This window comes from Actinomycetospora lemnae (assembly GCF_028737315.1).
GTDB lineage: Bacteria > Actinomycetota > Actinomycetes > Mycobacteriales > Pseudonocardiaceae > Actinomycetospora > Actinomycetospora lemnae.
Genome location: NZ_JAQZAO010000005.1, coordinates 492,336 through 513,279, shown reverse-complemented (window position 1 = coordinate 513,279; position 20,944 = coordinate 492,336). Strand labels below are relative to the sequence as shown.

Genomic DNA, 20,944 nt, shown 5'->3' with positions numbered 1-20,944 from the left:
TTATCGGACCGAGTGCTGCTTGTGGTCACTCCAGGCAGGCTCACCGCTAGTGGCGCCAGCATGTGTCGACGTAGATACGCCCTCCGGGAGTCGTATTGGTCCAGAGAAACCTACAGCCACACGCCTCCACGCCGTCGGCGCCAATCTCCTCGAGGATCAACTCGTTGTCGCGAGCTCTGGCTTCAGCAGCTTGAACCTCACCCTGCAGCTCCTCGACTGCAACGCGGAGGTTGTTTCGCTCAGCGTCGACCTGCTCGACGATGCAGCTGAACTCGTCAATCTTCCTTCGGGCGTCAGCCAGCTCACGCTCAAGCGATTGCCATCGGCGTACGTGTCCTTCTGCTGCAAGGCGGAACTTTTCTGCCTCGCGCCACTCGGACTCGTGGTCGCAGTTCACCGCGTCCGCGAGCGCCAGGAAAGGGCGGAGCAGGTGCTGGTGCCGGTCACGCAGCAAGCAGACGAAATCGTTGTAGATGGCCTGATGCTCAGGTGGAAGTGCCACGACACTAGTCTTACGCCTCTGATCAGCGACCAACCATTCGGTCCGAGGGTGATCACGACGCTGCTCGGCAGCTCGAGTGCCGGGAGGGCATCGTGAGACCCAGACGGACGGTCGCCGACCTTCGTGGTCGCCATCCACCTGGCCGGGCGCACAGGCCGCACGTCCGCTCTTGCATCCAGCGCCAGGCGCTCGGCCGTGCCGACGACGACGTACCTGCGCCTCAGCAAACCCAGCCAGCGAGCACCATCATGCAAAGATGGGCGACCGCGTTGACCAGGGCCGCTACCAGCAACGATGTCCTCGCGGGACGCTACTCGGTGCTCCACAGCATCGATGGTTGGCCCTTGTTCGTGTCACGAAGCGTGTCACGCGCGCAGAGTCAGACCCTCTGAGCGAGGGCCCGTCAAACGATCACCGCCAGACCACGATGTCGGGCAACACCTCGAGGCGACGAAAAGCCTGCTCGGGCACCTCCCTACGCCGGACTCGCGCCACGCGACGGCACACGATGCTCGGCGCTCCTTGACGTGCAGCCCGCAACTCGCCCCACGTCGTGGCACCGAGTCGTACGCCGCCACGACGCGATCGTCGACCGGCTGCTCCGACTTTCCGCACCCCGGCTGCACGACGTCGATTCGCGGGAGAAGCACAGGGGTCGCAACGGTGCTGCGACCCCTGTGCGTCGCCTCGACCGACGAACGCCCGACGAGAGGTGCACTTCGGGCGCCGCGCGCAACGAAACGGAGATGAGGGGCGTCAACGCCCATTCTTGTACGTGCTGTACCTCCCATAGCCAGTCTGGGCGTTCGTGGGGTACCCGGGCCCCTTGCTGTAGTTGGGGGCGTTCGATCCGGAATAGCTACTGCCGACGTCGACGTGTCGGGGGGGTTGGTACGGCCCGGGGCTGGGCGGTCGATTGGGGTCGGGATGGCACCCGCATCGGCACTTGACGAACGTGCTGACCGGTGCACCCGTCGCGGGGCAGCACCGGTGTTCCACGGTCATGAGGAAGAGCAGCGCGCCGCTGATCGCCATTCCGAGAAACCAGCCGAAAGACAAGCCGTACGTCCGGAGCGTCTCGACACCGACGAAGACCAGAACGAACAGCGCCGCGAGTCGTTGCAGCTTTTTCTTCACGGAAGCTCCCTGAAGTCTCTCGAACCTAATGAAAGCGCTAGTTCGATAACCGTGATACGGCCAGTCGACAGCGTGTGTCGTGGTGATATCGGCAGGCGGAAGAACCTTCGACGAAGTCCGATCCGTAGGTCCAAGAAGGCCTCACGTTCCTCGTGGCTCCGACTGCAGGGCCGACCCAGGTTTCGGGTCGGGCATCTACCGCCTACATTGTCCTCGATGCCGTCCGCTATCGGGGGTTCTGTCGGACATGAGCCGTTGGTGCGGCCATTGGTCAGGTTGGCGTCGCCGCAGCCTTCGGGGCCTCATCCTTCGTCAGGCCGTGCCCACGTGACCGCTGAGCTGTTCGCGCAGCCTGGCCAGACCCTCAGCGGCGTAGCGCTTGACGGTGCCCTCGCCGATCGCCATCAGTTGTGCGGTCTCCGCCACGCTGCAGCCGATCTGGTAGCGCAGCAGGACCGCTCGCCGCTGTCGCGGGCTCAGGACCTCGAGGGCGTCGTCGAGGGCGTCGACGAAAGCGGGCTTCTCCTCCGTGGCCGGGTCGGGGTGATCGGGCTGCTCCCCCTCGGCGCGCCGACCGCGGTCCCGGATGATCGCGCGCAATTCACGGTGGACCTCATGCATGACAGCGGTGCACGTGTATTGCACGATGCTGGCGATCTCGGGGCGGTCGGGGCGCTGCAGCCGACGCCAGACGTTCGCGAACGCGCGCTGGACTACGTCCTCGGCGACGTCGCGGCCGACGTGGGCCCGCGCGGTACGCAGGAACACCGTGTGCTCGCGCCGGTAGGCCTCAGTGAGGCGCGCGGAGAGCTCGGCGACTGGGAGCGCGACGCGGCGGAGACCGGCCTGGTGGGCTGGGACCAACCCCAGCACTTCACCCCACCCTGCCTCCGCCGCGCGACGCAGCAGACCGATGACCTCGGCGTCGTCCTGGTCGAGGTGGTCGATGTCGGCGTCTGCTGGCATGGCAAATATTGTCGTGGTCTCCATAACGATGTTGACCTCCTCCGCCCGTGCCGGGTTGTGTCCGCTGTTGAGATCGTGGGTCTCGATCCGGTCACGGACGCCACGTGAGCTCGTCTTCCGCCGAGCGCGACCACGCGCCCGGGAGTGTCCGCGTGCTCACGGCCTCCGGGCGGGTCGTGGGTGGTGGTGTGCTGCTCGGACCAGACCTGGTGGGGACATGCGCCCACGTCGTGGCCGGGGTCCTTGGCGTCGATGCCTACGACGACGCCGGGGCGGACGAGGACGCCGCGGTGAGTCGGGTCCCCCCGGGTGATGTGTTCGTCGACGTCCCGGTCGCCGGTGGGCGACCGGTCGCGGCGCAGGCCTGTCGCTGGACGCCGATCCAGCCTGACGGGCGTGGGGACGTCGCCCTGCTTCGCCTGTCCGGCGCGCTGCCGCTAGGAACGCGCATGCCCCCGCTGCGCCGAGCAGACGGTCTGTGGGGCCAGGGATTCTCGGTACTCGGGTTCCCTGCCGGAGCGACCGACGGTGTGTGGTCGACCGGGGTCTTCCGTGAGGGTCAGGGCACCGGGTGGACACAACTGCAGGCGACGGTCGGCGACCAGCGCCTGCAGGAAGGATTCAGCGGCGCTCCCGTCTGGCACACCGACAGCGGCGCCGTCGTCGGCATCGCGGTGGCTACCGATCGCGACCCGTCGACCACCACGGCCTACCTCCTTCCGATCGAGCACGTACTCGGGCTCGACCCCGAACTCCTACCCAACCCGTACCGGGGCCTGCTGCCGTTCGACGAAGAACACGCGAACTTCCTCTTCGGGCGCCGGGCCGTCGTCGACGAGCTCGAGCGCCGCGTCGCCGAGGCGCTCGGCGAACCCGGCGGGCTGGTAGCGGTGATCGGCCCGTCGGGTGCCGGCAAGTCCTCCGCAATCGCCGCCGGTCTCGTTCCTCGCCTCCGCGGTGCTGGCCGTACGGTCGTACGCGCCTCCGTCGACGACGCTCCCGTGCGGGCGCCGGCGGTACTCGCGCTGGGCACGGTGGTCATTCTCGACCAGTTCGAGGAGCTCGTCGCCGCCGACCCCGTGGCCGCCCAGGCGACCCTCGAGCGCATCCTCGATAGCAGGCCGGCCTGCTTGGTGCTGACGCTGCGACCCGAATCGCTTTTCGACATCACCTCGCAGGAAGTCGCGTTCCGCCTCGGGCGCAATGCCGTCCTCGTGCCGCCAATGGACCGCGGGCAGCTCCGGGCCGCGATCGTCGGCCCGGCCGAGCACGCCCCGGGGCTCGCCTTCGAAGACGGACTCGTTGACCGGATCCTGGATGACACGGAGGGCGAACCCGGCCGGCTCCCCCTACTCAGCGTGCTGCTGGCGCGGTTGTGGGAGGAACGTCGCGCTGCGCAGCTGACACTGGCGAGCTATGGAGACGTCGGTGGTGTCGCCGGCTCGATCGCCCAGCTGGCCGAGGAGCTCGTCGGCGAACTGACAGCCGCAGAACAGGATGCCCTGCGCGGGTTGATGTCTCGTCTCGTGCGCCCGACCCGGGACGGGCGGTTCGTGCGGCACCCAATCACCCTCGACGACCTCGCACCGGGTCCCGCGGCCCTCGTTCCCCGACTCGCGGCCCGCCGCCTGCTCGTGGTGACGGACGCCACCGTTGAGCCAGCTCACCAGGCGCTCATCGACCACTGGCCCCGCCTGCGTAACTGGCTGGACGAGGACCGCGAGTTCCTCACATGGCGCTCGTCGGTCGAGGACGACGCGGAACGGTGGCGCGCGAGCGAAGGCGACCACGGCGCGCTGCTGCGCGGCGCCCGGCTCGACACGGCCGAGCACTGGGTGAGTCGTCGACCGTCTGAGGTGGGTCCCGCCACTTCCGACTACATCACCCGCAGCCGGAGCCGCCGGCGCCGGGAAAGGCGACGTTGGCGCACGGTCGGAGCGGTTCTGCTTGTCCTTGCGCTCCTAGCCGGGGCCGCGCTCGTCGCCACCGTGCAGCGCGGCGGCCAAATCGGCGAGCAGCTCCAGGCGACCGCCGCGGAGACCCTCGGGCGCGTTGCGTCTTCGCGTGTGAATGACGACCCCGTGACGGCCACCCAGCTCGCGCTCGCCGCGTACCGCGCCGATCCGACCAGCCTCGCCGCCCGGAACGCCCTGGCCGAGTCCTACAGCAACCTGCGTGGGGCATCCGCGATCCTGCCCGGTGTGGCACCCGGACCGATCACCGGGCTCAGCGCAGGCCCGGACGGCGACACCGCCACTATCGGCGGAGACGGTTTCATCGTCTCGATTCGAGGACTCAGCACCGGCTTACCCCGCACCTGGGCGGTGCCGGGCCTCCCCCGCGGCGCCACCTGGACCGTCAGCAGAGATCAACGATGGGTGGCCAGTGTCAGCGGGAACGGCACGGTGCTCGTGTGGGACACCGTCGCCCGCACCGGCCCGCTCGCCCTGGCCCCTGGCGTGCCGGCACCGCGACCGCCGAACACCTCGTCGACGGCCGCTGTGGGCTTCGCTCCGGACAACTCGCGGCTCTCGGTGATCCCACCGGCGGTCGCCGGCGCCCCCCGCCGCCTCCAATCGTGGTCGATCGGAGACTGGCGACCCCAGCCGGGCGCCCTCGAGGTCGACCCCCTCCTTGGCGTCGATGGGCTCGTGCTCACCGATGACCCCGAGGTGGCGGTCGTCCTGTCCTTGACCGCGACGGCCCGCGGGCAGGTCCGCTCGATCCCGACCGGCGCGGCCTTGCGCGACGTACCGACCGACGCCGTCGTCGTCGAGGGACGCGAAGTGACGTGCGACAACGCGGTCACCGGCGCCGGGGTCACCGACGCCGTTATCAGCCAACGCGACGTGGCCAGCGGAGCGGATCTGACCCGACGAACCTTCCCCGCAACGAGGTGCGACGGCCGGCCCGACGTCTCTGGCGACCTGGGGCATCTGCTGTTCGCGGGAGCCGGGTTCAACGCCCCACTGGGAGCGCTCGAGCTGCGCTCCGGTCGCCGATACCTCGGGGTTCTCCCGCCGGACCCGCAGACACCGTCGGTGAGCCTCAACGGGCGGGGACTGCTGACCTCCCTAATCCCCGGGGCCGGCGACCGCCCTCGGATGCTCGTCGCCCGCGGCCGGTCGCTTCTGCTGGTCGACACGACCGACGCGCCACCGCCTGCACCCGATGTCGTCGGGGTGGACCACACCTCCGCAGATGGTCGCCTGAAAATTACGAGCAACCGCGACGGCGATCGCGTCACCGATTTGGCTACGGGCGCTGTCGTCGGGTCGCGACCCCGCGACGTCTTCTCTCCCGACAGCGAGGGCAATTCGCAGTACGGCACCGGCGTCGGCCCGAACGGTTTCGTCGTTTTTCGGCGCCTCGACCAGCAGTATCTCTACTCTCGCCACCGGCTGCCAGACCTTACCCAGGAGCTGGCCCTGACCCTTCCCGGCCCCGCTGTCGACGGTGCTCAGAACGAGTGGGACGTCACTTGGACCGACGGCGGCCGCACCCTCGTCGTGCTGGCCGGCGGCGTGCTGTCCTCCTGGGACGACCGCACCGGCGCACGGCTCTCCGGCCCCACGGTTCTAGGTGCGACCCCTCAGGAGGTCGAGCGCTACCGGCAGACGGCGTACCTGTTCACCCGCCCCGGTCACCCCGACGAGGTCGCGGTCATGCCGCCAGATCGCAGCGTCGAGATCTGGAATGTTCCCGCCGCTCGGCTCCTGACCCGCGTCCCCGCGGCCGCAGACCCCGCGCGAGATGTCACTTTTGACGCCACCGGCAGCCGCATGGTCACCTCCGACGACGAGTCCCTCACGGTCTGGGATGTCGAGACCGGGCGACCAGTCCGACCACCAATCCAGGCTCGTACGCAGAGCGTCGTAGGAATCACCAGCGATGGCTACGTTCTCGTCGTCCCGACCTCGACACCGGCCGTGAGCGGCGATCGACTCGAGCTCTGGGATGTAGCGCGGGGAGAAGTCAGCGGCAGCCTGGCGGTGCCGCGCTCCGACCCGGTTCAGGACGGCTCGGACAGCGTTGACAGCGTGACGCTGTCCTCCTCCAACGGTCCCTTCACGCTTCGTACATCCGCTCCCGACTGGGTTGAGCACCTCTGCGGGCTGATGGACCGAGAATTCACCGCCGCCGAACGCCAACTCCTGCCGCCCGGTAGCGACGTGAGCCGACCGTGCCCGTAGGACCGAAGTGACTTGGGTCACTAGCCCCCACGGACGAGTCGGTAGCGAGGTCGATGCCGGTACCGCCGCCCACCGACCTCCGGAGCACCACATGACACCCACAATCGACACCACCACCCCGACCGTCCCCCCTACGCCTGTGGGGGGCCAACCGACCGGCCGCCTCGCCGTGGTCCGGCGCCTCGCCACGTGCGCAATCGCCGCCGGCGTCCTCCTCGGCGTCCTGAGCTGGGGAGCGGCCACCTCTGTCGGTGTGACGACGATCAGCCACGCCGCACCCCTCGCGACGAGCGCGTCGCTCCTGCCCACGTGGTGCCCGTTCGGCACCCACGATGGCGCCGGCTCGGGCTGCCGCGGAGGGGGCATCAACGACAACGAGCGGGTCAACCGCGCAGCGCGCGGGACCTGGGTCCAGTACCGCGAGGCAGGACGGTGCGCGATGGAGGGCGTCGGCGGCGCAGCCTCGGAAGGTATTCGCGACCCGCGACGACTCGGACGTCTCGCCCACGACTCGATCACCGGCGGCTTCGTCTGTGGTGTGGAGAACTACGACGAGTACCGCGCGGCCTTCGAAGAGGCCCGGCGCGGAGACTGATCTTCCGGCCCTCTGGCCCACGCGCCAACGGTGGTCGGGGTGGCGAACCCACCCCCACCACCGCGCTGGCACAGACGCTGCACGCCCGCACCCACACCTTGAAGGACGGTCGGAGTCAGCCATGGGACGTCCCGTGATCGCGATCGACGTCGATGGGGTCCTCAACCCGGACAACATGTCGAACAGCCGCGCCGAGCGACTCGGATATCAGCTTTCCAAACGCCTGCGCGCCCACCGCATGATGCGAACATTCTGGAACCGGGAGCACGGCACACAGCTACTGCGCCTGGCCGATGACCACAACGCCGAACTCGTCTGGGCAACCTACTGGGGCGAGATGGCCAACGACTACGCCCGCTGGGAGGTCGGCCTGCCGGAACTACCTGTGATCGACCTCGACCATGCGACGCTCACGACCGTGTGGAAATACCCCTCCATCCTCGCCTTCGCGGAGGGCCGCCCGCTCGTCTGGTTCGACGACGAACACGTCATCCACCCACGCAGCGGGGACGAGTTCCTCCGTACGCGCGCCGAGCCCACCAAGCTCATCGAGGTCTCCCCCGTCGAGGGATTGCGTGAGGTCGACTTCCAGGCAGCAAGGACCTTCCTTGAAACGCTCGACCCCGACTGACCGACCTCCTGGCACGTGCGATATCCAAATGAGGTGCGGCCCGGGTCAAGCTCCTGGGACCCTCCGGCTTTAACAGCCGGTGCGCGATGGTCTCCCGCCTCAGGTGGCCGTCCGAGCTCGGCGCGTGTAGCGCGAAGAACCGATACCCGCTGCGGGACATCTGCCTAGCCACCAGCTGGGCCGCGCGGAATAGGCAGCGAAGCCGTATCTCGCGCTCGCGATGGAGCTGTCTTCACCGCACGCCATCGACTGAGGCGTCGACGACCGAAGCGTCGACCAACAACGCGGTCAGAGGCACTCAGCAGCGCACCACCCAACCCGACATCGCCGAGCTCGCGGAGAGGCCGAGGCGCACCGCAGCACGGCGTCGTCAGCCGGGCGTCAGCATTCGGTGGATCGGGTCCGCCACCCGCCTGGGTGGGTCTGCACTGGCGACCTCGAGAGGTCGTCGGTCGCGCCTTGTCTGGTTGCCCGAGTCACTGCATCCAGACGCTGCGCGACGCCCTGCCCGCGCCCGGCTACCACGAGCCGAGCGCTGTCGACCCGAGCAGCAACATCGGCGCAGTCTCCGCAAACACCGGGCTCCTACGGACTCGTGTCACGCCAGCGCCGAAGTTCTTGATCTAGCCAACGGACGTTATTGCAGCTCGTTGACCCACTCAGGCCTACCGCTACGCCTGAGCACCGCCCTTGTTCGCGTCACGCCCGCCACGAAATCGAGCTGACGACCCGTACGCGCGCGGTGTTACTGCAGGTCACAGCGGTGGAGACGAAGGGAATCGAACCCTCAACCCCCGCCTTGCAAAGGTGCACGACCGCGTTGACTAGGGCCTCTACCAGCAACAACATCTGCGGACGACGTCTCAGGGTGCTCTACAGCATCGCCTGTCGCCCGTAGTTCGTGTCACGAGCCGCGTCACGACACCGCTTGCCCATCGAGAGGTCAAGTACGCCTGATCTTGAGCGAAACTCGCCAGCCGCAGGGTGCGCGAGTTGAGGCTGCCGACCTGGGAGTACGCAAATACGTCGGAGAGCGTGACTCCGCCGGCCCTCGCTGTTTCCCGAGTGGTGGCGGGGGTGGACGATCCTTCAGGGTGAGCGTTGAGGACATCGGAGCCGACGAGCTGCTCGCCAGGCTCAGCGGCAACGACCCGCGAGTTGCTGTTGCCGACCCTGAGCCGGCTGTGCGGGCGGCGTGGCGGCGAGCGATCGATGCGGTGCGCCGCGAGCATCTCGCGCCGGAGGGGATGCGACTGCGCCACACTGGCCGCGACCGCGGCGACCTGGTGATCTGGCTCGAGCCCGCCGAAGAAGCTCCGCCCGTACGTCCCGACCGGTTGCTCGTACCCAGCGAGGTCGTCGAGGTGCGTCCCCTGCTGGGCTCGACACAGGAATTGGGGAGGCACCTCGACGTCGAGCCGGCGTCGCTGCCGCGGGCGCTGCGCTAGCTGCAGATCTTCGTCGAGACCGCCGAATCGCGCCGCTACACGGTGGCGTGGGCGGCGGCTTTCTCGACGCTCGCCCTCGAGCGTGACGGCCACACCGAGGACGTGGAGTGCGTTGAGGAGCGCGAGTACCGCGCGGTGGCGCCCACCGCGGCCGAGCTCGGCGACGCGGCGCCTCGGTACTCCTGGCAGCGGGTCCAGACCGAAGAGCGCTTGGTGGCGACCGGGCGGCTATGCCTGCAGCTCGGCGACGACAGGGATCATCGGGGACGGCGCCGCCGGTGGGCTGACCGCAGCCGGTGGCGACTTGAGGACAAGCTGGCCGATGTGCTGGCCGAGGTCGACCGTCGTGTCGACGACGCGCTCGCCCGCCGGCAGGCGCAGCAGGAGCAGGCCCGCCAGCGCGAGGTGCGGTGGCGCGGAGCGATCGAGCACGCTCGCCGCGCGTTCGGCGACCAGCGTCGACGCGACGAGCTGCTCCGCCAGATCGAGGCCTGGCAGGACGCGGAGCGCATCCGGGCCTACACGCGCGCCCTCGTCGAACGAGCCGACCGCGGGGGGCACCGTGGTGACCGTGTCGAGGTCGACGCGTGGGTCGACTGGGCCGCCGCCGACGCGGTCGAGGACCCTCCTGCTGGGTCCAGCGGATGGTGGGGTCCAGCGTCAGCGTCGGCGGGCGGGTCGCGGGGTGCCAGGTCCGCAGCAGGTGGTCGACGTCGCCGCGCGCGAGGCGGTGTAGCGCGACCGCATGAGTGCCTCCGCGGTGCCGTCGAGTATGCCGCCCGGTGTGTGGTGCTCATCGTGTCCCGATGACCGGTCGGAAACGGCGCTGCGGTCAGGGAGCGACCGATTCAGGTCGACGTCGCCGAATACTTCTCGGGACCGGTGACGGACGGGCCGAATGGTCGCGTCGACGAACGCTGACGACGATGTCGTGGTGTCAGGATTGTCCCGGCCACCCCGGCTCGGGGTGGCCGGAACACGACTCAGCACACCGTGTACGTCGTGGGAGTGGTGGCAGGGGCCGGATAGCAGGCCGCGGCATCGGCCAGGCCTGGAGCCATGGCAGCCCCGGACAGCGAGACGAGAACGACGAACGAGCACTGCGCGATGCGACGGCGGAACGAACGGAGCGAGAACAAGATTCCTCCTTTGTCTCACGTCCACCGTAACAAGATCGTCGTTCAGCGCCATGGGCCGATCGGACCAGTGCTTTCCTCGGTGGGTAGCGGTGGCGCCGGTGGTCATCGATGATCGTGTGGTGTCGACCGCGGAGTCCGGAGTGCTGCACGTCCGGTTCGGCAAGCAGGTCCGGACCCTGGGCAACAACGAGGTCATGACCTTCGGGCGTGGCCCCGAGTGCGATCTACGCATCGCTCACGATCCCGAGGATCCCGTGGTGTCGCGAACAGCGGGCAGGGTCGAGTTCGCCGGAGGCCGGTGGGTTCTCCACAACTCGTCGCGCTTCGCCCGCATCATCCTGCAGCCCCGTCCAGGAGCCCCGGTACCGGTGGAGCCGGGACAGGCTGTCGGGCTGCCGACTCGTCGTGTACACGTGCAGGTGCTGGGCAGCGAGAACGCGGTCCACGAGATCGTGCTCGACGGCCGTGCCGTGGCCGGATCGGGGGGCGGTCCCTCCAGCCCCGCTCCAGGTCTACCGACCGCCGGACCGCCCGACCTGTCCGCCCCGGAGGTGCGCCTGTTGGCGGCCCTCTGCGAGCGGCTGCTCACGCTGGCGGGCGCGGAGAGCCGGCTCGCGACCCGCCGGGAGATGGCACGTCGCCTCGGCGTCACCCCGGAGAGAGTCGAGCGGCGCCTGGCCGACCTCCGCGACAGACTGATCCGGGCAGGTGTGCCGGATCTGTTGCACACGGAGGAATTTGCCGAGGGACCGGCGGCGCGGCTGGCCGGGTGGGCACTGCGGTACGGGGTGGTCACCCGCGCGGATGTCGACGCCCTCGATGCGCCGGAGTCGGACCAGGAGTGAGCGAGACACTCGAGCCACCACCGTCCGACTCCGACGACGTGGTGGGCTCGGTCGGGGACCTCATCTCGTTGCGCGATGACCAGGATGAGTACCAGATCCTCGCTGTGCCCGTGCGCGGCGGGGAGGGATGGACCTACCAGGCGCAATCCCGCGGTGGCTCTCTCCGAGCCATCAAGCAGTTGCGCCGCCCGGTCGGGGCCGGGCCCGAATGGCCGCCGCACGCGGAGGTCAGGAGATGGCACGACGTCGTCGAGCCCCTGCAGACGGAGAAGAGCCCGCACCTCGTGCGCGTCATCGGTGTGTTTGCGGGCCCGCCTCCCTGCGCGCCGAACACCCGCCCCGCGTCGTCGGCCCGTTGCGTCTACGTCGTGATGGAATGGGTGGAGGGGTCGACTCTCGACGATTCCGTGCGGGAAGGCCGTCAGCCCCTCCGTCATCTCGTCAGGGCAGTCCGCGACCTGGGCGAGGCGGTTCGGGTCCTGCACTCGGAGACCCGGATGGACGGGTCGCCGACGCTCCACCTGGACATCAAACCCGCCAACTGCATCGTGACTCGAGAACGCGGACTCGTGCTCGTCGACACCGGGACGATGCGGCGGGCCGGGGAGGACGCCGACCCCCGCCGACCGCACACCCCCGGGTTCGTCGCCCCGGAGTACATCGACGACCCGGCTCGACGACCGACCACCCACGCCGACGTGTACGCCCTCGGCGCCGTCCTGTACTTCTGCCTGACGAGGGGTGAAGTGCCGCCGGCCACCGGTGTGGACGGCGCGAGCGCCGAGCTGCGCGGGGTGTTGCGCCCGGCGGCCCGGCGACTCGCCGTACCGCTCCGCACCCTCGTGCCGCTTGTGGTCGGACCGCTGCACCCAGATCCCGCTCACCGTCCGGCGGACGTGGCCACGTGGATGCACGATCTGGAGCGGGTGATCGCTGCGCGTCCCGTGACGGCAGCGGTCACGACGGCAGTGGTCGTCGTGACGGCGGCGGTCGTGGGCCTCGGCGCCCTGGCACCCTCTGACGCGCCGCCGGAGTCCGCCGGCGCTGCGTCCTTCGTGCCGTTCGGACAGACCTACGCCCCGTTCGACGCGAAACAGTCGGTGGATGTCCTGCGGATCGTCCCGCCGAGCGGCCCGGAGCGGTTTGAACATCTCTGGGGAATGCACGCCACGGGCCCCCCGGTCTGCAGCTCGCACGTCGAATTCGACGTCACGCTGGGCGACGAAGATCGGTCGAACGGCTTCGGAGTCGCCGTCGCACCGCGCAGCGAGATACGCGGCGACCAGCCGGCAGGCTCGTCGGTGCAGTACGAGTGGGTTCCCGCATCGGTGCCCGGAGGTCCGAATTCCCGCGTAAGACCGGCCAGTCTTCCCGGTGGTGCGTGGAACGGGAGAACGGCACGCGTCGACGCTCCCGATGTCGGCACCCGTCGGCACATCAGCGTCGATGCCGTGGGCACGTCGATGAGCGTGGCGCTCGACGGCGGCACCCCGGCGACGTTCGCGACGGAGACCGAGGAGTGTGGCGTCGCGGCCATCCGCGTCTGGGGCACCGCGGCGCTCATCGAGAACGTTCGTGTCGGCCCCGCGCAGTAGGGGACGCGGGTGGCTGGACCCATGATGCCGCGGTGGGGCAGTGTCCGAGCCTGCACGGCGGTGCGTGCCCGGGAAGCGAGGCGAGCCTCGCCCCCGGGACCGCGGACGCTCAGTAGCCCTTCTCGCGGCCGCACTTGAAGGCGGGCGAGACCGTGCCCCCGGCGATACCGGGCACGCTGGGCTTCTTCCGGTTCTTCACCACGCTCTTGCCGACCGACTTGAGCGCGCACTCGGTCGCGTCGGCGTACATCCTCCCGGTCTCGGCCAGGGACCGGTTGAGGCGCTCGTTGTCGTTGACGCTGCCGCCCCGGCAACCGCCGCCGGGCCCGCTGTGGGTGCCGAGGGGGCACCAGGAGGGGACGGCCGCCACGGAGGCGGTCGCCGGGCCGACCGCCGGGGTGGCCGCCGAGGCGGAGGGGGCGGCGAGGAATCCGCCGCCGAGTGCGAGGCTCCCCGCGACGAGGACCGAGGTCGCGTACCGCATTGAGCGGTGAGCGATCGTCGGGGACGGGCTGGTGACATCCGACATGGTGCACGCTCCGTGATCTCCAGAAGCCACCGGCGTGTCCGGTGACTCCCTGAGAGTCGGTCTCGCGTGCCCGTTGTCCGAGAGGGCGGGCCCGCCCCCTGGCCACCGACTGCCGCCTGTGCTAAGGCGCAGCCGAGGAAGGTCGCGCTATCGGCGTGTCGCTCGCTCCCGCCCACGGTGACCACCGGGCACCAAGCGCTCGCCCTCGACCGTACGCCCGGCACGCCGTCGAGATCGAGGTCGCGCCTACGAGTCGCTCGGGAACTCGGCGAGGCGTCATAGAAGCCGGTTATCGGACCTAGTCGGACTTGACACCCGAAGGACCTCACGACAGCTGACGCGGTCGGCCTCCGGCCGCCCCTGACCCCGACGTCACCCCAACGCGCCTAACAGACACAGATAAGGCCGAAAAGAGGGTGAAACCACCAGTATTCGATGGTCCACCGGCCCCGCTCCTTCAGGGATAACAGAAGCCCACTCCCGAAGACCATCGGACGCGTTCTCAAGCCCGGCTCAGCGCATCCTGGCTGAGCTGGACTCGGATCGTGCGTAAGAGGTCGGCGGGGACGTTATGGGCGTAGTCGAGGAATGCCGGGGACAGGAGAAGCCGCTGAAGGGCGACGTCCTTCGTTGTCGTCTCACCGACTCGAAAAAGGCCGCCCAGGATTTCCGCCTCTTGGAGCCAGAGGACGTCACCATTGGCTCCTACTGTGAGTAACGCGTCCGCCACCCGAGCCGCAAGGTCGTCATGACCCTGTTCCGTAAGGTGGGTCAGAACCGCCAGAGCGGGCCCGTACCAGGCAAACGCCTCGTGCTGCCTCCACTTCTGGTTCATCAGGAGCAGGTCGACAACGAGCCGGGCTAGCTCCGGCACCGCGCCACTGGGGCGATCCTCCTCGCTGTCTCGGTGGTCGCCTGCTCCCAGGTCGGCGAAGCGCGCGTAGACCAGGCCAGGTCCCGTAGTCCGTCGACCTCCCACGCCGTCATCGCCGCGGCGGCCGCGAGCGCGGACGCCGTGTGACCCACGCACTCGGCCATGATCATGGCGTCAGTGGTGGGTTCCGCGACCTCTCGCAGCCTCGCCGATAGCGTGTTCGCAAGCAGCTGCGCTCGGCGCTCCGCGCCGAGCGCCGCGAGCGCAGCCGCTGCCGCGCCGACCGCAGCGCATTCATCAGGAAGCGACAGCTTCCACAGCCTGGCCTCGGACAGGATCGACAGGGCGACTTGCTCGATGTCAGGCGCCCAGAGGGCCGCCGCGGCGCGGTCTACCTCTGCTAGGTCCTGCACCGCCCGTGCCAACCTGCGCACGGCGGCGAGGTACTCGCCGTATTCGAAGTCAACATTGGGCTCGCGCGCCCGGTTGACGTTGGCCTTGGCGACGTCTCTCGTCCTGCGGTCGGCGATCGCCCGGAGGTCGGATACCGATCCCGGCTCAGGTGCGGTGCCGGCCACCGGGTTCAGTCGGTCGTCGATCCGTCGTAGCAGGACGGACCGGCGCTGATCGACATCCCGGTCCGTTGCCCGGGCCAGCAGGTCGTCGACGTTCTGTCGCGCTCGGCGGACGGCACCCACAGTGCGGGTGTGTCGTACAGCACCGCCTCGTAGGCGGTGTCCGCCTCTGCGCGGAGCCGCACGGCGTCGGCGTCGATCTGCTGCAGGCGGGCTGAGCTCTCCTCCGGCCGCCCGGCACGGGCTAGCGCACGGACGAGCGCCGCGCCGACGTGATCCCGGGTCCGCTGGTGCCAGTCGCTTAAGATGGATAATGCTTGCCAACATTGGCACCTTATGCCGGGTCGGCGATCACAACCCCGTACTGGGTTAGTTCGCGCCGGCTCCGGATCGATCTGTTCGGGACCCTGAGCGACACGAGCCCAACGACGTCTTCCCGCTTTACGCGTCTCGCTGTGCCCAAGGGTTTCCACCTCAGCGCCCTCCGGGATCGCACCGGCCGACAGGATATTCCGCTTGTTCTCGCCGGTGAAATCTATCCGGGGCGGTTGACGACGCTTGCGTCTCCACACGGGCGCGTCTAGACCCAACTCATCGATCGCGACCATCCGGCCTGGGCTTTGGCGTTGCGGCCACACGACGGCCCAGTCCTCTATGCGTCCTCTTTGGGTTGCCGTCGCCACGAATTCCCTAAGCGGCTTGATCACGGTGTCGTAGTCGGCGTGCCAAGTCATCTTATCGAACAGCGCGAGGAACTCGCTCGCTCCGAGTAGGCCCACACGCGCGCGCTGCTGCTTGGTCTGACCGTCCGTCGGATCGACGTAGGGCAACGCTACGGGCTTGCCGACAACTGCCAGAAGAGGAATTATCACCTGTCTCAGGTTGGCCGCATGCTTTGACTTTTCGGTGCGTTCGGGAACCGAAGACAATTGATGGAATGCGCCGACCGATGCGCGCGCCTTGACGACGGCATTGAACATCTTGTTCCGCGCAGTCGGCTTCAGCCATGGTAGATGCTGACTGACCAAGGGTGGGATCTGCCGAGGTTCGAGGATCGGTTTACCATCTTCGTCGAAGCCAGCGTACTTGGCTAGCTCGTCGCGAAATGCCTCCTCGTCGAGCAACAGAGCCTCAAACGCTTCGTACAAATCGACCTTGTGGTCCCTGCGAATGTAGAGGCGAACGAGGTCACGGTAGCCTTCTCGGAAACCGAACCATCGACCAGCCTGCATTAGCGTGTCGGCCTGACCGGCCTTACGACGAAAGTAGGAGACTGTGAGCCCTTCGAGGGTGAAGCCACGGCTAAGCTTGGTGCCTCCAACGAGTATCCGCCACACCGATCCTTTGTCGAAATCCAGCGACTCCTGCTGGTCCTGAACGCTCTTGTCTGAGTTGACCAACAACACGGGGTGCGCCCCTCCGCTGGTCATCTCAGCAATAGCTTCGGCCACGTACTTCTTTAGGTGGTCGAACGACTCTGGAACTGGCTCGCCATTCGCCCGCGCTGCCATCACTCGACTCGAGGTCGAGACAAGGCCAACGCAGTCCGCACACCGCTCCGCGGCGGGAACCGGTAGTCATCAGCAGCCAGATAAGCGTGCCCCAATCCAGGTCGCTGTTCCACGCCTCATTCAGGATTGCAGCCGCATTAGCCGCGCTCGGGGGGTCGGGGTTCGGTCGCGGCCGCGGTGGCGGCTCCGTCTGATCGATCGGGCTTACCGCGACCCACCCCCACCTAACAGCGCGTGCGAACGCACCGCTCAAGATCGCGTGGACGACGAGGATGCTGCCAGCGGCGAGCGGGCGACACTGGTGGATCGCGCACGCCCGCTTGCACCACCTGCAGTGCGCCTCCTCCCCGCCAGCGGTCTTAGCGCACTGTCGGCGGGCGCTGTGCTCGTCGCAGACGTGTTCGCTGTCGGTCCGGTGCTGGACGTAGTTTCGGCGGTCGCAGTGGTCTCGGCAGCGCCGGAGGTCGGCGTAGAGGCCCTCGACGGTCTCGGCCCGCACTCGACCGACTGCGGCGCGCCCGATGGCCGGCCTTACGTGCTTCTCGATCTTGCCCACGTAGCCGACTCGAGTCTTGCGGTCGATGTCGACGACCTCGAGCCACCGGTCAAGGAGGTCGTTCACCGTAGCCTCGGTGCGAGGGCTGCGGCGCTCGTCGACCTGGTTGAGCAGCCGCGTCCGGACTTCTCGGCCTCCCGCTCGGTTTCACGGCGCGTCGCGCGGGCGGGGACGGTCTCACGCAACCAGAGCTTCTCGCCGGTGACCTGGTCGAGCCCGGCGTAGACCTTCACCCGTGCGGACCCGCTCGGGAGCCAGCCGATCGTGCCGCGAGGGCGCTTCAGAGGTGACCGAGACGAGGCCATGGGAGGACAGTACGACCCCCGGAGGCCACGAGAGAGGCCACGAAGATCGGTCAGAGGGCCGTTCCGGGGGACAAGAACAGCCTCTGACCTGCGGAGCCGCCTGAGGGAATCGAACCCTCGACCTACGCATTACGAGTGCGTTGCTCTGGCCGACTGAGCTAAGGCGGCAATGCCGACGAGTGTAGGGCAGGGTCACGGCCGGCCGACCAGGCGGGGTCAGGCCAGCAGCAGGACCCCGAGCACGACGAGGGCGACGACCTTGGCCACCTCGAGCGCGATGTAGACCAGGTGCGCCCGGGAGCGCGGCGCGTCCCCGCCGGCCAGCACGCGGTCCGAGCGGCGGTTCAGCGCCGGCCGCACCGCCCCGAGCTGGACCGCCAGCAGCACCACGAGCACGCCGACGACCACGGTCGGGCCGAGCGGCAGGCCGTCCACCACCACGCCGACGATCACCACCAGCGCCAGCACCAGCTCGGCGACGTTGAGGGCCCGGAACACCAGGCGCCCGATGCCGAGCCCGATCACCGTCGTCACGTCCGGCGCCCGGAACTTCAGCGGCGCCTCGAGGAACGAGATGGCGAGCACCATCCCCAGCCACACGAACGTCGCCGCCGTCGCCACCGCCACGGTCAGGACTCCCGCGGGTGCAGCGCCGGCGGCACCGCGCCGAGCGCGATGCCGAAGACGTCGCGGTAGGTCGCGAGCTGCTCGTCCGTCGACAGCCTGCGCTCGCTGCGCTCGCCGTCGTCGGGGGTCTCGATGAACTGGTCGCCCGAGAGCGTCACCCGTGCCGTCGGCGTCAGGCGGGACGCCAGCAGCGACGCCGTGAAGGGCGAGGTCGGCGACGTCCGGTGCCACCAGGCCATCGGCACGAAGTCCGCGAGCGAGCGCCCCCGCGGGTCGAGGCGGTACTGCGCCCGGCCGTCCCAGAACACGTCGAGCTCCCCGTCGGGCGCGTCGGCGACGGTGAAGACGCCGGCGCGGTCGGACTGCTCGTCGCGGGAGTGCAGGTCGAGCGGGCCGACGGCGAAGCGGCCGAAGCCGACGTCGACGAGGGTGTGGCCGTTGACGATCAACGCCATGTGGTCACCGGGGAACGACAGCCCGTCGGGCGTCGCGACCCGCGCGGAGCAGCGCGTCACGTCCCACCCGAGCTCGCCGAGCAGCCACGCGAAGGCGCCGTTGAGCTCGTAGCAGAAGCCGCCGCGGCGCCGGTCGACGACCTTCTCGACCAGCGCGGGGTCCTCCAGCGGCACGTGGTCGCGCTCGTGGATCGACAGGTTCTCGAACGGCACCGTCTCGAGGTGGCGAGCCATGAGCACCTCGAGCGGGTCGTCGGCGTCGGCGCCGATGCGCGCCAGGTAGGCCGTCGCGTCCACAGGCCCGGTATACACGGGTCATGCGCGTCGCCCTGGCCCAGATCCTCGCCACCGACGACCCGGCGGCGAACCTCGAGCTCGTCGCCGACCACACCGCGCTCGCCGCGCAGCAGGGCGCGACGGTCGTCGTGTTCCCCGAGGCGACGATGTGCCGGTTCGGGGTGTCGCTCACGCCGGTCGCCGAGCCGCTGGACGGGCCGTGGGCGACGCGCGTGCGCGAGATCGCCGCCCAGCACGACGTGCTCGTCGTCGTCGGGATGTTCACGCCGACCGACGACGGCCGGGTGACCAACACGCTGCTCGTCACCGGACGCGGCGTCGACACGGCCTACGACAAGATCCATCTGTACGACGCGTTCGGCTTCGCCGAGTCCGACACCGTGGCGGCCGGGACCAAGCCCACCACGGTCACCGTCGACGGCACGACGCTCGGGCTCGCGACCTGCTACGACATCCGCTTCCCCGAGCTCTTCCGCGCGCTCGCCGACCAGGGCGCCACCGTGACGCTGCTGCCGGCGAGCTGGGGCGCCGGTCCGGGCAAGGTCGAGCAGTGGCAGCTGCTGGTCCGCGCCCGCGCCCTCGACGCCACGACGTTCGTGCTCGCCGCCGACCAGGCCGACCCCGCCAGCCGCGGGATCGACGCCGGGAAGGCGCCACGCGGCGTCGGGCACAGCCTGGCGGCCTCGCCGTTCGGGGTGACGATCGACGAGCTCGGCGCGGAGCCGGGGCTGCTCGTGGTCGACGTCGACCCCGAGCAGGTCCCCGACGTCCGCGCGGCCCTGCCGGTGCTCGCGAACCGCCGGCTCTGACGAGCGTCAGGCGGCCGGGCGGGTCTCCCAGCGCACGCGGTCCTGGAACGGCGCGAGGCGGCTGAGCAGGTCGCGACGCGCGGCGGTGTCCGCCGGGGCGGTGAAGGCCTGGTCGCGGGTGAGCCGGGCCCGCACGGCGCTGGGGTCGAGCACGATGACCCGGGAGGCGCGGCGGAGCTTGCGGTCGAGGTCGGCGTCCTGCGAGTGCGCGGCCTCGCCGCCGACACGGTCCGCCCGGACCTGCGCCGCGGCGAGACCGCGGGCATCGGGGCGGGCGGCGACGACGAGGACCCGGGGCTCGTCGACCTGGCTGGTGGTGGGGACGGTGGTGTCGGTGGGAGCGGGACGGGTGGGCGTGCTCATCGGGCAGTGCTCCAGGTCGGTCGTCGCCCGTCGGCGACGACGCATGGGTGTTACGTCCTGGTAGACGCATGTGACGACCACGGGTTTCCTGCCGCAGGTTGTGATCCTCACCTCGCCGTAGCCCCTCACCGCAGGACCCCCGTCAGCACGTCGAGCACGGCCTGCGGAGCGTCCTCGGTGAGGAAGTGACCGGCGCCGGGAAGGGTGTGCCGGCGGGCGCCGGGGACGGCGTCCTGGAGGGTCGTCGCGGCCGCCGCCGGAAGCCAGCTGTCCTCGGCGCCCCAGACGACGTCGGTCGGCACGGTGATCTCGCCGAGGCGGGCGACGACGTCGCGGGTGTCGTCCTCGGTGAAGCCCGCGATCTGGTCGAGGTAGCGCTGCTGGCCCGCGGGGCCGGCGTAACGGTCGAGGTAGGCCCGCTCGGCCTCGTCGGGGAGCGTGCCGGCGACGGTGGTGCGGAGGTGCGCGGTGATCAGCGCGGTGAACGCGGCGTTCGGCATCGTCCGGTAGACCTCGAGGTGCTCCTGCATGTGCGCCGCGGTCGCCGTGACCCAGGGCGAGAGCACGGCCGCGTCCGCGAGGACCAGGGCGCTCGCGGGCGTCCCGTGCACGAGGTGGGCGCGCAGGACGGTCGCGGCGCCGATGTCGTGCCCGACCAGCACGGGCGCATCGAGGCCCCAGTGCTCGGCGAGAGCGGCGAGGGTCCGGGCGTGGGTCCGGACCGAGGGCTGCGTGCCGGTCGAGTCGCCGTAGGTCGGCAGGTCCCACAGGTACACCGGCCGCTCCGCGGCGAGGGCCGGGGCGACGTGGCGCCACAGGTAGGACCACGACGGCGTGCCGTGCGTGAGGACGACGGGCGTCCCCGGACGGTCGGCGCCGAGGACGTCGACGGCGATGGTGCCGGTCGGCAGGGTGACGCGGTCGCGCAGCCCCCAGGGGGAGAGAACGGTCGGCACGGCTCCTCCTTTGACAGGTCTATAGTTGGGCTGGGA

19 protein-coding genes and 1 tRNA gene are annotated in these 20,944 nt (G+C 69.5%); 9 read left to right on the top strand and 11 right to left on the bottom strand.

Translation table 11 applies throughout. From position 1 onward, the window contains the following. Positions 1–190: 190 nt before the first annotated feature. Complete coding sequence (locus tag PGB27_RS14635) at positions 191–598, top strand: hypothetical protein (protein ID WP_274201075.1); 408 nt, start codon at positions 191–193, stop codon at positions 596–598. A 660-nt stretch (positions 599–1,258) separates the two neighbouring features. On the opposite strand, the gene PGB27_RS14630 is transcribed toward PGB27_RS14635, so the two are convergent. After that, positions 1,259–1,639 carry a hypothetical protein gene (locus PGB27_RS14630; RefSeq protein WP_274201074.1) on the bottom strand — a complete coding sequence of 127 codons (381 nt, stop codon included), beginning with the start codon at positions 1,637–1,639 and terminating at the stop codon, positions 1,259–1,261. Between the two features lie 312 nt (positions 1,640–1,951). Further along, on the bottom strand, positions 1,952–2,605 hold the full coding sequence (locus PGB27_RS14625) for an RNA polymerase sigma factor (RefSeq protein WP_274201073.1): 654 nt from the start codon (positions 2,603–2,605) through the stop codon (positions 1,952–1,954). Between the two features lie 152 nt (positions 2,606–2,757). Here PGB27_RS14625 and PGB27_RS14620 point away from each other — a divergent pair, with 152 nt between their 5' ends. From PGB27_RS14620 to PGB27_RS14605, 4 genes are all read left to right on the top strand, one after another. Then, positions 2,758–6,798 carry an nSTAND1 domain-containing NTPase gene (locus tag PGB27_RS14620; RefSeq protein WP_274201072.1) on the top strand — a complete coding sequence of 1,347 codons (4,041 nt, stop codon included), beginning with the start codon at positions 2,758–2,760 and terminating at the stop codon, positions 6,796–6,798. Between the two features lie 169 nt (positions 6,799–6,967). After that, positions 6,968–7,393: a hypothetical protein gene (locus PGB27_RS14615; protein ID WP_274201071.1), complete on the top strand. Its 426-nt coding sequence runs from the start codon at positions 6,968–6,970 to the stop codon at positions 7,391–7,393. Positions 7,394–7,526: 133 nt separating this feature from the next. Continuing rightward, positions 7,527–8,024, top strand: a complete 498-nt coding sequence (locus tag PGB27_RS14610; protein ID WP_274201070.1) for an HAD domain-containing protein — start codon at positions 7,527–7,529, stop codon at positions 8,022–8,024. A 1,094-nt stretch (positions 8,025–9,118) separates the two neighbouring features. Next, complete coding sequence (locus tag PGB27_RS14605) at positions 9,119–9,472, top strand: hypothetical protein (protein WP_274201069.1); 354 nt, start codon at positions 9,119–9,121, stop codon at positions 9,470–9,472. 228 nt (positions 9,473–9,700) lie between these two features. Here PGB27_RS14605 and PGB27_RS14600 read toward each other — a convergent pair whose 3' ends face one another. Then, the gene (locus tag PGB27_RS14600; RefSeq protein ID WP_274201068.1) at positions 9,701–10,033 is read right to left on the bottom strand and encodes a hypothetical protein; all 333 of its coding nucleotides are present in this window, start codon (positions 10,031–10,033) and stop codon (positions 9,701–9,703) included. A gap of 667 nt (positions 10,034–10,700) precedes the next feature. Between PGB27_RS14600 and PGB27_RS14590 the strand changes: the two genes are divergently transcribed. Together PGB27_RS14590 and PGB27_RS14585 are read left to right on the top strand one after the other, a co-directional pair. Further along, positions 10,701–11,456 (top strand): hypothetical protein, encoded by a 756-nt coding sequence (locus PGB27_RS14590; protein ID WP_274201067.1) that lies wholly within the window; start codon positions 10,701–10,703, stop codon positions 11,454–11,456. Beyond that, positions 11,453–13,051: a serine/threonine protein kinase gene (locus PGB27_RS14585; RefSeq protein WP_274201066.1), complete on the top strand. Its 1,599-nt coding sequence runs from the start codon at positions 11,453–11,455 to the stop codon at positions 13,049–13,051. Before PGB27_RS14590 ends, PGB27_RS14585 begins: the two co-directional genes overlap by 4 nt. Positions 13,052–13,160: 109 nt before the next feature. Here PGB27_RS14585 and PGB27_RS14580 read toward each other — a convergent pair whose 3' ends face one another. The 3 genes from PGB27_RS14580 to PGB27_RS14570 form a co-directional block, all read right to left on the bottom strand. Next, the gene (locus tag PGB27_RS14580; protein WP_274201065.1) at positions 13,161–13,535 is read right to left on the bottom strand and encodes a hypothetical protein; all 375 of its coding nucleotides are present in this window, start codon (positions 13,533–13,535) and stop codon (positions 13,161–13,163) included. Between the two features lie 906 nt (positions 13,536–14,441). Continuing rightward, a complete protein-coding gene (locus tag PGB27_RS14575; RefSeq protein WP_274201064.1) occupies positions 14,442–15,032 on the bottom strand; it encodes a hypothetical protein in 591 nt (196 codons plus the stop codon). Between the two features lie 5 nt (positions 15,033–15,037). Then, complete coding sequence (locus tag PGB27_RS14570) at positions 15,038–16,540, bottom strand: Z1 domain-containing protein (protein ID WP_274201063.1); 1,503 nt, start codon at positions 16,538–16,540, stop codon at positions 15,038–15,040. Between the two features lie 259 nt (positions 16,541–16,799). Between PGB27_RS14570 and PGB27_RS14565 the strand changes: the two genes are divergently transcribed. Beyond that, positions 16,800–17,321 (top strand): hypothetical protein, encoded by a 522-nt coding sequence (locus tag PGB27_RS14565; protein ID WP_274201062.1) that lies wholly within the window; start codon positions 16,800–16,802, stop codon positions 17,319–17,321. 174 nt (positions 17,322–17,495) lie between these two features. Here PGB27_RS14565 and PGB27_RS14560 read toward each other — a convergent pair. The 3 genes from PGB27_RS14560 to PGB27_RS14550 form a co-directional block, all read right to left on the bottom strand. Continuing rightward, positions 17,496–17,569 (bottom strand) — tRNA-Thr (locus PGB27_RS14560). Positions 17,570–17,617: 48 nt separating this feature from the next. After that, positions 17,618–17,989, bottom strand: coding sequence for a hypothetical protein (locus PGB27_RS14555; protein WP_274201109.1), 372 nt, complete (start codon positions 17,987–17,989; stop codon positions 17,618–17,620). 41 nt (positions 17,990–18,030) lie between these two features. Next, positions 18,031–18,780, bottom strand: coding sequence for an arylamine N-acetyltransferase family protein (locus PGB27_RS14550; RefSeq protein ID WP_274201061.1), 750 nt, complete (start codon positions 18,778–18,780; stop codon positions 18,031–18,033). Positions 18,781–18,800: 20 nt separating this feature from the next. Between PGB27_RS14550 and PGB27_RS14545 the strand changes: the two genes are divergently transcribed. Next, positions 18,801–19,589, top strand: a complete 789-nt coding sequence (locus tag PGB27_RS14545; protein WP_274201060.1) for a carbon-nitrogen hydrolase family protein — start codon at positions 18,801–18,803, stop codon at positions 19,587–19,589. A 6-nt stretch (positions 19,590–19,595) separates the two neighbouring features. Here PGB27_RS14545 and PGB27_RS14540 read toward each other — a convergent pair whose 3' ends face one another. Further along, a complete protein-coding gene (locus PGB27_RS14540) occupies positions 19,596–19,952 on the bottom strand; it encodes a hypothetical protein (protein ID WP_274201059.1) in 357 nt (118 codons plus the stop codon). A gap of 125 nt (positions 19,953–20,077) precedes the next feature. Next, positions 20,078–20,908 (bottom strand): alpha/beta fold hydrolase, encoded by an 831-nt coding sequence (locus PGB27_RS14535; RefSeq protein ID WP_274201058.1) that lies wholly within the window; start codon positions 20,906–20,908, stop codon positions 20,078–20,080. Positions 20,909–20,944: the final 36 nt, after the last annotated feature.

Bases quoted from the DNA above. Each gene is read 5' to 3' on its own strand.
- PGB27_RS14625 (WP_274201073.1), bottom strand. From the start codon at position 2,605: ATGCCAGCAGACGCCGACATCGACCACCTCGACCAGGACGACGCCGAG.
- PGB27_RS14580 (WP_274201065.1), bottom strand. From the start codon at position 13,535: ATGCGGTACGCGACCTCGGTCCTCGTCGCGGGGAGCCTCGCACTCGGC.
- PGB27_RS14570 (WP_274201063.1), bottom strand. From the start codon at position 16,540: ATGGCAGCGCGGGCGAATGGCGAGCCAGTTCCAGAGTCGTTCGACCAC.
- PGB27_RS14555 (WP_274201109.1), bottom strand. From the start codon at position 17,989: ATGGTGCTCGCCATCTCGTTCCTCGAGGCGCCGCTGAAGTTCCGGGCG.
- PGB27_RS14545 (WP_274201060.1), top strand. From the start codon at position 18,801: ATGCGCGTCGCCCTGGCCCAGATCCTCGCCACCGACGACCCGGCGGCG.
- PGB27_RS14540 (WP_274201059.1), bottom strand. From the start codon at position 19,952: ATGAGCACGCCCACCCGTCCCGCTCCCACCGACACCACCGTCCCCACC.